Annotated in this window: 13 protein-coding genes; 9 read left to right on the forward strand and 4 right to left on the reverse strand. The window is 72.1% G+C overall.

Translation table 11 applies throughout. The features are described 5' to 3' along the window. Window positions 1-255: 255 nt before the first annotated feature. Window positions 256-1,638: an adenylosuccinate lyase gene (gene purB, locus QM641_RS06130; RefSeq protein ID WP_415114515.1), complete on the reverse strand. Its 1,383-nt coding sequence runs from the start codon at window positions 1,636-1,638 to the stop codon at window positions 256-258. 62 nt (window positions 1,639-1,700) lie between these two features. Then, window positions 1,701-2,210: a low molecular weight protein-tyrosine-phosphatase gene (locus QM641_RS06135; protein WP_415114517.1), complete on the reverse strand. Its 510-nt coding sequence runs from the start codon at window positions 2,208-2,210 to the stop codon at window positions 1,701-1,703. A gap of 113 nt (window positions 2,211-2,323) precedes the next feature. Here QM641_RS06135 and QM641_RS06140 point away from each other — a divergent pair, with 113 nt between their 5' ends. Beyond that, on the forward strand, window positions 2,324-2,578 hold the full coding sequence (locus QM641_RS06140) for a hypothetical protein (protein WP_415114519.1): 255 nt from the start codon (window positions 2,324-2,326) through the stop codon (window positions 2,576-2,578). Then, the gene (locus tag QM641_RS06145; RefSeq protein ID WP_415114521.1) at window positions 2,575-3,978 is read left to right on the forward strand and encodes a hypothetical protein; all 1,404 of its coding nucleotides are present in this window, start codon (window positions 2,575-2,577) and stop codon (window positions 3,976-3,978) included. The genes QM641_RS06140 and QM641_RS06145 overlap by 4 nt, the downstream gene beginning before the upstream one ends. Window positions 3,979-4,141: 163 nt before the next feature. Here the strand turns inward: QM641_RS06145 and QM641_RS06150 are convergent, their stop codons facing one another. Together QM641_RS06150 and QM641_RS06155 are read right to left on the reverse strand one after the other, a co-directional pair. Next, window positions 4,142-4,540, reverse strand: coding sequence for a phage holin family protein (locus QM641_RS06150; RefSeq protein ID WP_415114523.1), 399 nt, complete (start codon window positions 4,538-4,540; stop codon window positions 4,142-4,144). A gap of 94 nt (window positions 4,541-4,634) precedes the next feature. Beyond that, complete coding sequence (locus QM641_RS06155) at window positions 4,635-4,898, reverse strand: CopG family transcriptional regulator (protein ID WP_415114525.1); 264 nt, start codon at window positions 4,896-4,898, stop codon at window positions 4,635-4,637. Window positions 4,899-5,298: 400 nt separating this feature from the next. Between QM641_RS06155 and QM641_RS06160 the strand changes: the two genes are divergently transcribed. From QM641_RS06160 to QM641_RS06190, 7 genes are all read left to right on the forward strand, one after another. Continuing rightward, complete coding sequence (locus tag QM641_RS06160; protein ID WP_415114527.1) at window positions 5,299-6,393, forward strand: histidinol-phosphate transaminase; 1,095 nt, start codon at window positions 5,299-5,301, stop codon at window positions 6,391-6,393. A 10-nt stretch (window positions 6,394-6,403) separates the two neighbouring features. Beyond that, the gene (locus QM641_RS06165) at window positions 6,404-7,558 is read left to right on the forward strand and encodes a thiamine pyrophosphate-dependent dehydrogenase E1 component subunit alpha (RefSeq protein WP_415114529.1); all 1,155 of its coding nucleotides are present in this window, start codon (window positions 6,404-6,406) and stop codon (window positions 7,556-7,558) included. Then, complete coding sequence (locus QM641_RS06170; protein ID WP_415114531.1) at window positions 7,548-8,555, forward strand: alpha-ketoacid dehydrogenase subunit beta; 1,008 nt, start codon at window positions 7,548-7,550, stop codon at window positions 8,553-8,555. The genes QM641_RS06165 and QM641_RS06170 overlap by 11 nt, the downstream gene beginning before the upstream one ends. 199 nt (window positions 8,556-8,754) lie before the next feature. Next, complete coding sequence (locus QM641_RS06175) at window positions 8,755-10,146, forward strand: dihydrolipoamide acetyltransferase family protein (protein ID WP_415114533.1); 1,392 nt, start codon at window positions 8,755-8,757, stop codon at window positions 10,144-10,146. Between the two features lie 221 nt (window positions 10,147-10,367). Then, window positions 10,368-11,357 carry a metal ABC transporter solute-binding protein, Zn/Mn family gene (locus QM641_RS06180; RefSeq protein ID WP_415114535.1) on the forward strand — a complete coding sequence of 330 codons (990 nt, stop codon included), beginning with the start codon at window positions 10,368-10,370 and terminating at the stop codon, window positions 11,355-11,357. Beyond that, window positions 11,354-12,172 carry a metal ABC transporter ATP-binding protein gene (locus QM641_RS06185; RefSeq protein ID WP_415114537.1) on the forward strand — a complete coding sequence of 273 codons (819 nt, stop codon included), beginning with the start codon at window positions 11,354-11,356 and terminating at the stop codon, window positions 12,170-12,172. Before QM641_RS06180 ends, QM641_RS06185 begins: the two co-directional genes overlap by 4 nt. After that, the gene (locus QM641_RS06190; protein WP_415114539.1) at window positions 12,169-13,035 is read left to right on the forward strand and encodes a metal ABC transporter permease; all 867 of its coding nucleotides are present in this window, start codon (window positions 12,169-12,171) and stop codon (window positions 13,033-13,035) included. Before QM641_RS06185 ends, QM641_RS06190 begins: the two co-directional genes overlap by 4 nt. Window positions 13,036-13,094: the final 59 nt, after the last annotated feature.

Raw genomic sequence — 13,094 nt, forward strand, 5'->3', positions numbered from 1 at the left:
CAGAATCTATCGATAAACGTTGCATATCTGTCGCGAAACGACAACCGAGAGGATGCTGGGAGTGGGCGCCGCTCCGGGCGCCGCTCCGCGCACCCGGCTCCACCCGGCTCGCACCCGAGTCACTGTGCTTGCACCCGAGTCACTGTCTTGACCTCGAGTCACTGTGCTCCAGCGCAGTGACTCGACACGCGAGCAGTGACTCGACGGACGGCCAGGGCCGCACCAGAGACCCCGGGGGTGGGTGAGGGCAGCGGCTCAGCCGAGCTCGTCGACGAGCCGGTCGGCCAGGCCCGTGTAGGTCGCCGGGGTCAGGGCGAGCAGGCGCTCCTTCGCGGCATCCCCGATGTCGAGCCCCCGGACGAACTCGGCGAGCTCCGCCCCGCCGACACGGCGGCCGCGCGTGAGATCCTTCAGCAGCGCGTACGGGTCGGTGATGGCAGAACGGCCCGCGACGATCTCGGCGCGCACGACGGTCTGGATCGCCTCGGCGAGCACCTCCCAGTTCGCGTCGAGGTCGGCCAGCAGCACGTCGCGCGCCAGCGAGATCTCGCCGAGGCCCCGCTGCAGGTTGTCCAGGGCCAGCAGCGAGTGCCCGAACGCGACGCCGATGTTGCGCTGCGTCGTCGAGTCGGTGAGGTCGCGCTGCAGGCGCGACGTGACGAGGGTCGATGACAGCGTCGCGAACAGGGCGCCCGCGATCTCCAGGTTCGCCTCGGCGTTCTCGAAGCGGATCGGGTTGATCTTGTGCGGCATGGTCGAAGACCCGGTCGCGCCGGCCACCGGGATCTGCGCGAACATGCCCAGGGAGATGTAGGTCCACACATCCGTGGCGAGGTTGTGCAGGATGCCGCCGGCGTGACGCACGCGGTCGTACAGCTCGACCTGCCAATCGTGCGACTCGATCTGCGTCGTGAGGACGTTGAAGCCGAGACCGAGGCCCTCGATGAACTCCCGCGACAGCGCGGGCCAGTCCACGGCGGGGTCCGCGGCCAGGTGCGCCGACCACGTGCCGGTCGCACCGGAGAACTTGGCGAGGTACTCGCCGCTGTCCAGCTGCCGCGCGATGCGCGCGAGGCGCCACGCGAAGACACCGAGCTCCTTGCCCATCGTCGACGGCGTCGCGGGCTGGCCGTGCGTGCGGGAGAGCATCGCGGCATCCCGGTGCTCGATCGCGAGCGCGCGGAGCGCGTCGATCACGGCGTGCAGCTTCGGCAGCCACACGTCCTCGACGGCGCGCTTGACGGTGAGGGCGTAGGCGGCCGAGTTGACGTCCTCGCTCGTGCACGCGAAGTGGGTGAGCTCGGCGAGCGCGTCCAGCCCCAGGGCCGACAGGCGGTCGCGCACGAGGTACTCGACGGCCTTGACGTCGTGGCGAGTGACGGCCTCGGTCGCCGCGAGCCAGTCGATCTCGGCCTGCCCGAAGTCGCGGTACAGCCTGCGCAGCGACTCCTTGTCGGTGTCGGAGAGCGGCGCCGAGCCGAACAGCGACCGGTCGGTGAGCGCGATGATCCACTCGACCTCCACCTCGACGCGGGCGCGGTTCAGCCCGGCCTCGGACAGGTGATCGGCGAGGGCGCCCACAGCGGCGCGGTAGCGGCCGTCGAGGGGGCTCAGTGGCTGGGGGGGCAGGGAGGTCACGGTACTCCGATCGCAGGGGAGCCCTCGCGTGCGCGAGCCCCGAGGGCGCCGAGGCGACCGGCTCAGCGGGGCTGGCGGAGGGCGGGCTCGAGCTGGCCGAACAGTGCTCGACTGGCTCGTTCGATCATAGCGAGCACGTGGTCGAACATCGTGCCGCTGTCGTAGTAGTACGGGTCGGGGACGTCGAGACCGTCGCCGGCCTCGGGATCGAACGAGAGCAGCAGCACGATCTTGTCCGCGTGAGCCGCGCCGCGTGCCTGCACGGTGAGGGCGCGTTCGTGGGAGCGGTCCAGCGCGACCACGAGGTCGTGGCGGTCGAAGTCCGAGACCGCGAACTGGCGCGCCCGGTGCCGGGAGCCGTCGTAGCCGCGCCGCTGCAGGGCGGTGAGGGCGCGCGCGTCGGCGCACTCCCCGACGTGCCAGTCGCCGAGTCCCGAGCTGGAGGCCTCGAGCCGTTCGCCCAGGCCGGCCTGTTCCGCGATGCGGCGCAGCACCACCTCGGCCATGGGGGAGCGGCAGATGTTCCCGGTGCAGACGAACATCACGCGAAAGGGCTCCACGCGCGCGCACATCCCCCCATTGTGCGTGACGCGGGGCCTCCTGCACAGGGGTGGATCTGCGCAGACTGTCCACCGATCGGCCGCTCCGGCTCCCACGGCGGTGGCGGACGGCGCAGGATCGTGACGTGGACAGCCTCGCCCTGCTCGAACGCACGCTGGTGCGGGTGGATGCCGTGCGCGCCGAACTGGCCGGCATCCGGCGCCTCGCGGCGGCCCTCGCGGACCAGACGGCGTGGCGCTCCAGCGGCGCCGACGCCTTCCGTGCCGCGGTGGGCGCGTGGATCGAGCAGCTCGATCAGGCATGCGCGCAGCTGGAGCTGCTGCGCGACGACCTCGACATCGCGCGGGCGCGATCGATGCTGGTCGCGGTCGGCGGATGAACGACGACCTTCAGGTGAGTCGGGGCGGCGCCACCCTCGTCGACACCGAGAGCGTACGGCAGGCCGCGACGGGCTTCGCCGGCGCGGCCGTGGCGTGCGCGCGCGTCGCCGGCGAACTGGAGCTGCTCGCCGGGGCGCTCGGCGGTGCGCTCGGGGCCGCCTTGACGTGGGACGACGGCGGGATCGCGGCGCGGGCGCGCGCTCTCGCCGTGGTCGGCGATCGGGCCCGGGCCGAGGCCGAGCGGCTCGCCGGCGGGCTCAGCGCCGCCGCGGCCGCGTACGAGCGAGTCGAGCTCGAGGCCGCGCGCGCCGCCGCGCTGGCTGCCGGCGACGAGGGCCTCGCGCGGCTGCTCGGCGGCCGCCTCGCGGCGCTGCGCCTGACGACGCCGTCCGACGCCCCGGCCCTGCCGCTCGGGGGCGACGACTTCCTCGACCGCCGGGGCGACCTGGTCGCGCAGTGGGCGCAGGCGCCGCCGCTGGCGCCGCTGGGAGCCGCCGCCGTGGAGGCGGGGATCGTCGGGCTGGTCGCGGTCGAGCGGATGGGCCGGGGAACGGTCGCGGCATCCGCGCGCCTGCACGGTGCGCCGCCGGCGGTCCGCGTGCAGCCGGTGGCCGAAGGGGCGGATGCCGCCGCCGCCGCTCCGGCCGGCCTCGCGGCCGCGGCGACGCGGGTGCCGCACACCGGGGAGGGTCGCGTGCGCGTGGAGCGGTACACGATGGCAGACGGGACGCGGCAGTTCGCCGTGTACGTGGCGGGCACCCGGTCCATCGGTCCGAGCGCGACGGAACCGTGGGACCTCTCCTCGAACGTGGAGCTGTATTCGGGCGAGCGGTCGGCGTCGTACCAGGCGACCGTCGAGGCGCTGCGCGCGGCGGGGGCGGACTCCGGTGACACCGTGCACGCGTTCGGCTATTCGCAGGGCGGCATGATCGCGGCGCGCCTGGCGCTCGAGGGGGAGTTCTCGGTCGATACGCTCGTGACGTTCGGCTCTCCGGTGACCGTCGACGTCGGCTCCGGCACGCTGAGCGTCGCGCTGCGGCACAGCGACGACCCGGTCGCCGCCCTGGTCGGCGAGGGCTTCCCCGCCGGAGTGGGAGCCCCGGGGAGCTTCGTGGCCGAGCGGCTCGGCGACCCGGTCGGCGGGGTGGTGGACGTGATCGACCCGTTCCGCGCGCATCGGCTGGAGCGCTACGCAGAGACGGCCGGCATGCTCGATGCCTCGGCCGACCCGCGCATGGACGCGGTGCGCGGGGTGATCCGCTCGCTCGGGGAGGCGGCATCCGTGGAGAGCACCGAGTTCGCCGCCGAGCGCGTCGAGCCCGCGCAGAGCGAGCCCGTGCGGAGCGAGCCCGTGCGGAGTGACCATCAGTCGGCGTCGGTGGCCTACCGCGGCCGCTGAAGCGGCGCGCGCTCTCGCGAGACCTCCCGTCTGCACCGGTTTCGGCGTGAAAACGTTGCAAACGCGAGGTTTCGCGAGCCTCGGAGGCGGCGGCAGCGGCGGGTCGCAGGCGGCGGGGGGGCGGCGGCAGCGGCGGGGTCGCAGGCGGCGGGGTGTCGAGTGCTCAGTCGCGCTTGCGCCGCTGCGGGCGCAGCAGGATGCCGAAGACCCAGTTGATCAGCGAGATGAGAAGGGCTGCGACGACCCCGAGCCAGAAGCTCTCGACGCGCAGCCCCCAGCTCCACCAGTGCGTGAGCCATGCCGTGAGCCACAGGAGGAACCCGTTCACGACGAGCGAGATGAGCCCGAGCGTCAGGATGTAGATCGGGAAGGCGACGACGCGGATGACGCCGCCGACGATCGTGTTGACGATCGCGAACACGGCGGCCACGGCCAGGAGGGTGAGCACCAGCTGCAGCGTCTCGCCCGGGTCGAAGGCGACCACCGACACCTGCAGCGCCGGGATCAGGGTGACGACCCAGATCGCGAACGCGTTGACGACGGCACGGATGAGAAGGCGCATGGGCTCTCAGTCTCGCACGACTGTCACGTGCCGGCGCAGAAGAGCGTCGTCGCCGGGGGATGCCAGGAGCCGGTACCAGCGGGCTCGCCCGAGCTCATAGGTTGTCGATGAGCTCGCGCATGAGTTGCGACGGTGTGACCTGACGCTCGTGCGCGACCTCGTCGAGCTTTGCTCGGCGAGCGGCATCGAGCCGCAAGGTGAACGGCCGGGCCTGAGCCCCTACGCTGATCGGTCGGCCGGGCACCGCAGGGCCGAGGTGATGGCCCGTGTAGCCCCGCTCGGACTCCGCTTCGGCGGCCCAGCGCTCGATGTCGTCATCGGTGAACGGCGTTCCGTTCACCGCGGTGTGCTCGCTCATTGTGATTACCTCCCTAGCCCTACCTCGTGAAGCACCTTCTTGGTGGCGGGCATCGCGTGAAACACCAGCCACGCATCCGCCTCCTCTTCGACGGCGATGAACTCGAGCAATCGTCCGTTCGAGTCCATGCCGACGCCGACCCAGTGCACGGGATCCGTGTCCCGCGGACGAGATCTCAAGGCTCCCTCGACCGCGGCTACGACGTCGGCATCCGTGATCGCTGGACGCTTCGCGGCAATCCGCGGATGCACTCGGATCTGCATGCACGACCTCGCCGTCTCCCCGTTATGTACCACAGAATTGTAGTACATAATGCTCCTGGGTGGGCGATCGGGAACGGGTGGCGCGGTCGCGGCGGGGCAGAACCCCGCGCGGGGGGCGGGCTTCGTAGACTCGTCGGGTGACCGACCTCCCCGTGCGCATCCGTCCCGAGATCGCGGCGCTCCCGGCCTACCGGCAGGGCCGCGCCGCCGGCGCCGACGCCTTCAAGCTCTCCAGCAACGAGAACCCGTTCGACCCGCTGCCCGGCGTCATCGCGGCCGTGCAGGGCGCGACCTCGTTCAACCGCTATCCGGATGCCTCGGCCGCGCGCCTGCGCGACCGCCTGGCCGCGCGACACGGTGTCGAGGCCGAGAGCATCCACGTCGCCGCCGGATCGGTGTCGATCCTGTACCAGCTCGCCCAGGCGGCCGCGGGACCCGGCGACGAGATCGTGTTCGCGTGGCGCTCGTTCGAGGCCTACCCGGGGCTGGCGGTCGTGGCCGGGGCCACGACGGTCACGGTGCCGCTGACCGCGGACGGGCGGCACGACCTGGTCGCGATGGCGGATGCCGTCACCGAGCGCACCCGCCTGGTCATCGTCTGCAGCCCCAACAACCCGACCGGCCCGGCGGTCGCGCAGGCCGAGTTCGACGCCCTCGTCGCCGCGGTCCCGCGTGACGTGATCATCATTCTCGACGAGGCATACGCCGAGTTCGTCACCGCCGCAGACGCCGTCCGCGGCGAGGCGGTGCTGGCGGCCGGGCACGACAACGTCGTGATCCTGCGCACCTTCTCGAAGGCGTTCGGCCTGGCGGGCCTGCGCGTGGGCTACGCGGTGGGCCACCCGCGCATCCTCGACGCGGCGCGGTCGGCCGGCATCCCGCTGTCGGTCACCGCGGCCGCCGAAGAGGCGGCCCTGGCGAGCCTCGACGCCGAAGGCGCGCTGCGCGAGCGCATCGACGAGCTCGTCGCGCGTCGCGAGCGGCTGGTCGCGGGGCTCCGCACCGCAGGCTGGAACGTGCCCGACGCTCAGGGCAATTTCGTGTGGCTCCCCGCCGGCGAGCACGCCCTGGCCGTCGCCGAGGCCTTCGCCGACGCGGGACTCGTCGTCCGCCCCTTCGCCGGCGACGGCGTGCGCATCTCGGTCGGCGAGGCCGAAGCTGTGGACAAGGTGATAACGATCGCGGCATCCGTTGTCGAGAGCCTCCCTCTGACGCACCCCGCCCGGCGGTAGCGTGAACAAGATGACCGCGACTTCCGACGCACCCGACGCCGCCGATCCGGCGATCGTGCGCGTGCTCGCCGACGACGGCACGTTCGCGCCGACCCCGGCCGCCGAGCGATACCTGCCGCTGATCGACGCGCTCGACGACGCCGTGCTCGAGACGCTCTACCGCGACATGGTGCTCGTGCGTTCCTTCGACCAGCAGGCCACGAACCTCCAGCGGCAGGGACAGCTCGCGCTGTGGCCGCCGTCGCTCGGCCAGGAGGCCGCGCAGGTCGGCTCAGCGCGCGCCGCCCGGCCGCAGGACCACTTCTTCCCCTCCTACCGCGAGCACGTCGTGTGCATGATCCGCGGTGTCGACCCCGTCGACATCATCCGGCTCATGCGCGGGCTCACCCACGGCGGCTGGGACCCGACCGACCCGGCACGCGGCAACGTCCACCTCTACACGCTCGTGCTCGGCGCCCAGACGCTGCACGCGACGGGCCTGGCCATGGGAATGGTCCTCGACGGCCGCTGCGGCACCGGCGACCCCGACCGCGACGAGGCCGTCGTGGTCTACTACGGCGACGGCGCGTCGAGTCAGGGCGACGTGCACGAGGCCATGGTCTTCGCGAACAGCTACCGCACGCCCGAGGTGTTCTTCCTGCAGAACAACCACTGGGCGATCTCGGTGCCGGTGGCCACCCAGTCGCGCGCACCGCTGTCGCGCCGCGGCGAGGGGTACGGGATGCCCTCGCTGCGCGTGGACGGCAACGACGTGCTCGCCAGCTACGCCGTCACCAAGGCGGCCCTCGACGAGGCGCGCGCCGGCGACGGCCCGCGGGCGATCGAGGCGCTCACCTACCGCATGGGCGCCCACACCACGAGCGACGACCCGACCAAGTACCGCACCGCCGAGGAGGAGGAGCGCTGGGCGCGGCGCGATCCGATCGCGCGCATGCGCGCGTACCTGGAGGGCCGGGGCGCGGCATCCGCCTTCTTCGACGGGGTGGATGCCGAGGCCCGCGCCTACGCCGACGACGTGCGCGTGCGCACCAACGCGCTCGGCGACCTCGACGTGTCCATGATGTTCGCGCACGTGTATTCGGAGCCGCATCCGCTCGTCGACGCCCAGCGGCGCTGGCAGGCTGAGTACGAGGCCTCGTTCGGGGAGGCGACCGATGGGCAGTGACCGGACCGAGCACGCCGCCGCGGTGCAGACCATGCCGATCAGCCGGGCGCTGAACGCCGGCATGCGCGCCGCGCTCGCCGCGGACGACCACGTGCTGCTGATGGGCGAGGACATCGGCCGCCTGGGCGGCGTCTTCCGGGTCACCGAGGGGCTGCAGGCCGAGTTCGGCGACCGCCGCGTGCTCGACACGCCGCTGGCCGAGTCCGGCATCGTCGGTACGGCGATCGGGCTCGCGATGGCGGGCTTCCGGCCGGTGTGCGAGATCCAGTTCGACGGGTTCGTGTTCCCGGCGTTCGACCAGATCACGACGCAGCTGGCCAAGCTCACGAACCGGCACGAGGGCGCGATCCGCCTGCCGGTGGTCATCCGCATCCCATACGGCGGCCATATCGGAGCGGTCGAGCATCACCAGGAGAGCCCGGAGGCGTACTTCGCGCACACGCCGGGCCTGCGCGTGGTGAGTCCGTCGACGCCGAACGACGCGTACTGGATGATTCAGGATGCCATCGCCTCGAACGATCCGGTGATCTTCCTCGAGCCCAAGGCGAAGTACTGGATGAAGGGCGAGGTCGACACCTCCGCGCGCGCCCTGCCGCTGCACGCGTCGCGGCTCGTGCGGCGCGGCACCGACGTGACGCTCGTCGGCCACGGCGCGATGGTCACGACGCTGCTGCAGGCCGCCGCCCTCGCCGAGGGCGAGGGTACCTCGTGCGAGGTGATCGACCTGCGCTCGCTGTCGCCGGTGGACTACGGTCCGATCCTCGACTCGGTGCGCCGCACCGGACGCATGGTCTACGCGCAGGAGGCGCCGGGGTTCGTCTCGGTCGGCTCCGAGATCGCGGCGACCGTGATGGAGCGCGCGTTCTTCGCGCTGGAGGCGCCGGTGCTCCGGGTGTCCGGCTTCGACGTGCCGTTCCCGCCCGCCAAGCTGGAGGGCCTCTACCTGCCCGATGCCGACCGCATCCTCGAGGCCGTCGACCGCGCCCTCGCCTACTGACCCACCCACCGCCCCCGCTACCGCCCCCGCTACTGCCACCCCCCACCGCCCCACCGCCACCCTGCTACCGCCACCCCCCGCCCATGACCCCACCTCCCACCGCGAGACTCCACTGGTGCACCGAGACTGCGTGCCCAGCCTGCAGTCTCGGTGCACGGATGGAGTCTCGCGGTCGGGGGCGACTCGCGAGAGGACCGAAATGAGCACGCAGACCTTCCACCTCCCGGACGTCGGTGAGGGGCTGACCGAGGCCGAGATCGTGCAGTGGCGCGTCGCGCCGGGCGACGCGGTCGCCGTCAACGACGTGCTCGTGGAGATCGAGACCGCCAAGTCGCTCGTCGAGCTGCCCTCGCCGTTCAGCGGCACCGTCGGCGAGCTCCTCGCCGCCGAGGGCGACACGGTCGAGGTCGGTGCGCCGATCATCACGATCGCGGGCGCGGCGTCCGCTCCGGATGCCTCGTCCGGACTCTCCGCGCACGGCGAGAAGCCCGCCGAGCCCGAGGGTGCCGGTGCGGTGCTCGTGGGCTATGGCACCGGCGGCGGGGTGACCTCGCGGCGCCGCAAGCCGGCCGAGCGGCCGGTCAAGGCATCCGTCGGCGTGGTCGCCAAGCCCCCGATCCGCAAGCTCGCTCGCGATCTCGGCGTCGACCTCGCCGCTGTGACCCCGACCGGCCCCGCCGGCGAGGTCACGCGCCAGGATGTCGTGGGCCACGCCTCGCAGGCGAGCGTGTTCCGCAACATCCAGACGCCGGAGTGGGGCGACGTCCGCGAGGAGACCATCCCCGTGGCGCCCGAGGTCGCCGCCTCGGCGGTGCCCCCCGTCGTCGCCGACGGCCCGTCACGGCTCGCCGCCGGTGCCGCACTTCCCGCCCCGGCGCCCGACGCCGCCGGGCGCGAGGAGACGATCCCGGTCAAGGGCGTGCGCAAGGCGACGGCATCCGCCATGGTGGGCTCGGCCTACAGCGCCCCGCACGTGTCGGTGTGGACCGACGTCGATGCGAGCCGCACGATGGAGCTCGTCAAGCGGCTGAAGGCCTCGCCCGACTTCGCCGACATCAAGGTGTCGCCGCTGCTCATTATGGCGCGGGCGGTGATCTGGGCCGCCCGCCGCACGCCGATGGTGAACGCGGCCTGGGTCGAGACCGAGACCGGCGCCGAGATCCGGGTGCGCCGGTACGTGAACCTCGGTATCGCGGCGGCGACGCCGCGTGGCCTGCTCGTTCCCAACATCAAGGACGCGCACACGCTCAACATGCGCGAGCTCGCGAAGGCGCTCGAGCGCCTGACCCTTACCGCGCGCGAGGGCAAGACGACTCCTGCCGACCAGCAGAACGGCACGATCACCATCACGAACATCGGTGTGTTCGGAATGGACGCCGGTACCCCGATCATCAACCCCGGCGAGGCCGGGATCGTGGCGATGGGAACGATCCGGCAGAAGCCCTGGGTCGTCGACGGCGAGGTGCGTCCCCGCTGGGTCACGACGGTCTCGGGCTCGTTCGACCACCGCGTCATCGACGGTGACGGCATGAGCCGGTTCATCCGCGACGTGGCCGCGGTGCTGGAGGAGCCCGCGCTCCTACTGGATTGAGTCTCGGGCGGGCTCCGGCGGCCGCACCCGGCGACGGGCACGGGGTCGCGGCGTCCCGCTTACAGGGCGAAACGGCTGCTGGACGGCGCGGAAGGGGCGTGGTGACGTCAACGCCCCTGTAAGCGGAACGCGCGACGCGCGAGAGGGAGTCACGGTCGGCGGTCTCCGGCCCAGTCACCCGCCAGCTTGAGAACGATTATCACTAGACGTACGCTGGGATCATGACCCGTAAGACTCTCGCGACGATCGCGCTCGCCGCCGCCGCCGCCTCCTCCGCCTTCGTGATCGCCGGCTGCTCGTCGGCCTCGACTCCCGACTCCACCTCCACCGACGACGGCACGCTCCAGGTCGTCGCCTCGACCAACGTCTACGGCGACCTCGCGAGCACGGTCGGCGGGGACCTCGTCGAGGTGACCTCGATCATCGCCTCGATCTCGCAGGATCCGCACGAGTACGAGTCGACCGCCCAGGATCAGCTCGCGATCTCGCAAGCCGACCTCGTGATCGACAACGGCGGTGGCTACGACCCGTTCCTCGACGCGCTGCTCGAATCGAGCGGGTCGGATGCCGTGGTCCTCACCGCCGCGGAGCTCTCGCCCGACTGGCCGGGAGAGGACGACCACGACCACTCCGACGACGCCGAGGCCACGGAGGAGGCGGACGAGGACGGCCACGACCACATCGAGGGCTTCAACGAGCACGTCTGGTACGACCCGCACACCATGAGCGAGCTCGTCACCGAGATCGGCCACGAACTGGGCGAGCTCGACGAGGCGAACGCAGAGACCTACGAGAAGAACGCCGCGGCGCTCGCCGCGCAGATCGAGGGTCTGGAGACCGGCCTCGCCGACCTCAAGGCAGCGCACGAGGGCGAGAAGATCTTCGTCACCGAGCCGGTGCCGCTCTACCTCACCGGCGCGGCGGGGCTGGTGAACGCGACGCCCGAGGCCTTCAGCGAGGCCGTCGAGGAGGGGCAGGACGTCCCGCCGGCCACGCTCCTGGAGGCCACCGGCATCCTCGCCGCGGGAGACATCCGAACCGTCATCGTCAACGCCCAGACCGGTGGCGCCGAGACGACCGAGGTCGTCAAGGTCGCCGGAGAGCAGGGCATCCCGGTGCTCGAGTTCACCGAGCTGATCCCCGACGGCGAGACCTACGTGAGCTGGATGCAGCAGAACATCGACGAGCTCGCGGGTACGCTGACCCGGTGAGTCTGCTCCAGATCAGGGATGCCGCGATCCGTCGCGACGGCCGTGAACTGTGGAGCGGACTCGACCTCGACGTCGCCCCCGGAGAGCTGATCGCGGTCCTCGGGCCCAGCGGTTCGGGGAAGAGCACGCTCCTGCAGGCGATCCTCGGGCTGGAGCAGCTCAGCGCCGGCACGATCCACGCCCTGGGCGCGCCGGTGCGCGGGCGCGGCAACCGCCGCATCGGCTACCTGCCTCAGTCCCGCCCGCTCGCGCGCGAGGTCGCGATGCGCGGGCGGGATCTGGTCGCCCTCGGCGTGGACGGCCACCGGTTCGGGCTGCCTCTCCCGCGCCGGGGCGACCGTGCCCGGGTCGACGCGCTCTTGAGCGCGGTCGGTGCGGAGGACTTCGCGGACCGACCCGTCGGCGTGCTCTCCGGGGGAGAGCAGCAGCGCTTGCGCGTCGGTCAGGCCCTCGCCGACGATCCGCGGCTGCTGCTGGCCGACGAGCCGCTCACGAGTCTGGACCTCGCCAACCAGCAGGCGGTCGTGCGCCTGATCGACGAGCACCGCAGAACCGGTGCCGCGGTGCTGCTGGTCACCCACGACATCAACCCGATCCTCGACGCGGTCGATCGCATCCTCTATCTCGCCGCCGGGCGCTTCACCCTCGGCACCCCGGAGGAGGTGCTCACCTCCGAGGCGCTCAGCGCGCTCTACGGCGCGCCGGTCTTCGTCCTGCGTGCCGGCGGCAGGCTGGTGGTCGTGGGGGCGCCGGATGCCGTCGACTCGTCCCATCACCACGACCACCACGAGCGCGATCTCGGGGCGGCGACGTGAACTGGCCGGATGTGGTCGACGCCCTGTTCGGCGGCGTCGCCGACTACGCGGCGATCCTCGCCCTGGTGTCGAACTCGGTGTGGGCGGGGGCGATCCTGGGTCTGGTGGGGGGCCTGGTGGGCGTCTTCGTGATCCAGCGCGACATGGCCTTCGCTGTCCATGGCATCAGCGAGCTGTCGTTCGCGGGGGCGGCGGCGGCCCTGCTGGTCGGAGCGGACGTCGTGACCGGTTCGATCGCCGGCTCGCTCATCGCGGCCGCCCTGATCGGGTGGCTCGGTGCTCGCGCGCGTGATCGCAACTCGATCATCGGGGTGCTCATGCCGTTCGGGCTGGGGCTGGGCATCCTGTTCCTGTCCCTCTACAACGGGCGCAGCGCGAACCGTTTCAGCCTGCTGACCGGGCAGATCGTCTCGGTGCAGTCGGCGCAGCTGGGGTGGCTGGTCGGCATCTCGGCGGTCGTGCTCGTCGCTCTGCTGCTGGTGTGGCGGCCGTTGCGGTTCGACTCGCTCGACCACCAGTCCGCGGCGGCGCGCGGCGTGCCGACGGTGGGCGTCTCGCTGGTGTTCATGCTGCTGCTCGGCCTCGTGGTCGCGGTGGCCGTCCACATCATCGGGGCGCTCCTGGTGATGGCCCTGCTGGTGACCCCGGCCGCGGCGGCGATGCGGGTGGCGTCCGGGCCGGTGGCGGTGCCCGCGCTGGCGGCGCTGTTCGCCGTGGTGTCGGCGGTCGGCGGCATCCTGCTGGCGATCATGGGCACTCTTCCGGTGAGCCCGTACATCACGACGATCTCCTTCGCGATCTACCTCGGATGCCGGGCGATCGGGTCGCGGCGGGGCAGGGTCGAGCGCGCGCTCGCGCGTTAGGGGTGGTGTCCGCGCCGGTTTCGGGTGTGGCACGCCGTTCGATCTCGCGACGGCCACAG

Source organism: Microbacterium sp. (assembly GCF_047605725.1).
Classification (GTDB): Bacteria; Actinomycetota; Actinomycetes; order Actinomycetales; family Microbacteriaceae; genus Microbacterium.

Bases quoted from the DNA above. Each gene is read 5' to 3' on its own strand.
- QM641_RS06135 (WP_415114517.1), bottom strand. From the start codon at position 2,210: ATGTGCGCGCGCGTGGAGCCCTTTCGCGTGATGTTCGTCTGCACCGGG.
- QM641_RS06145 (WP_415114521.1), top strand. From the start codon at position 2,575: ATGAACGACGACCTTCAGGTGAGTCGGGGCGGCGCCACCCTCGTCGAC.
- QM641_RS06150 (WP_415114523.1), bottom strand. From the start codon at position 4,540: ATGCGCCTTCTCATCCGTGCCGTCGTCAACGCGTTCGCGATCTGGGTC.
- QM641_RS06155 (WP_415114525.1), bottom strand. From the start codon at position 4,898: ATGAGCGAGCACACCGCGGTGAACGGAACGCCGTTCACCGATGACGAC.
- QM641_RS06165 (WP_415114529.1), top strand. From the start codon at position 6,404: ATGACCGCGACTTCCGACGCACCCGACGCCGCCGATCCGGCGATCGTG.
- QM641_RS06170 (WP_415114531.1), top strand. From the start codon at position 7,548: ATGGGCAGTGACCGGACCGAGCACGCCGCCGCGGTGCAGACCATGCCG.
- QM641_RS06175 (WP_415114533.1), top strand. From the start codon at position 8,755: ATGAGCACGCAGACCTTCCACCTCCCGGACGTCGGTGAGGGGCTGACC.
- QM641_RS06180 (WP_415114535.1), top strand. From the start codon at position 10,368: ATGACCCGTAAGACTCTCGCGACGATCGCGCTCGCCGCCGCCGCCGCC.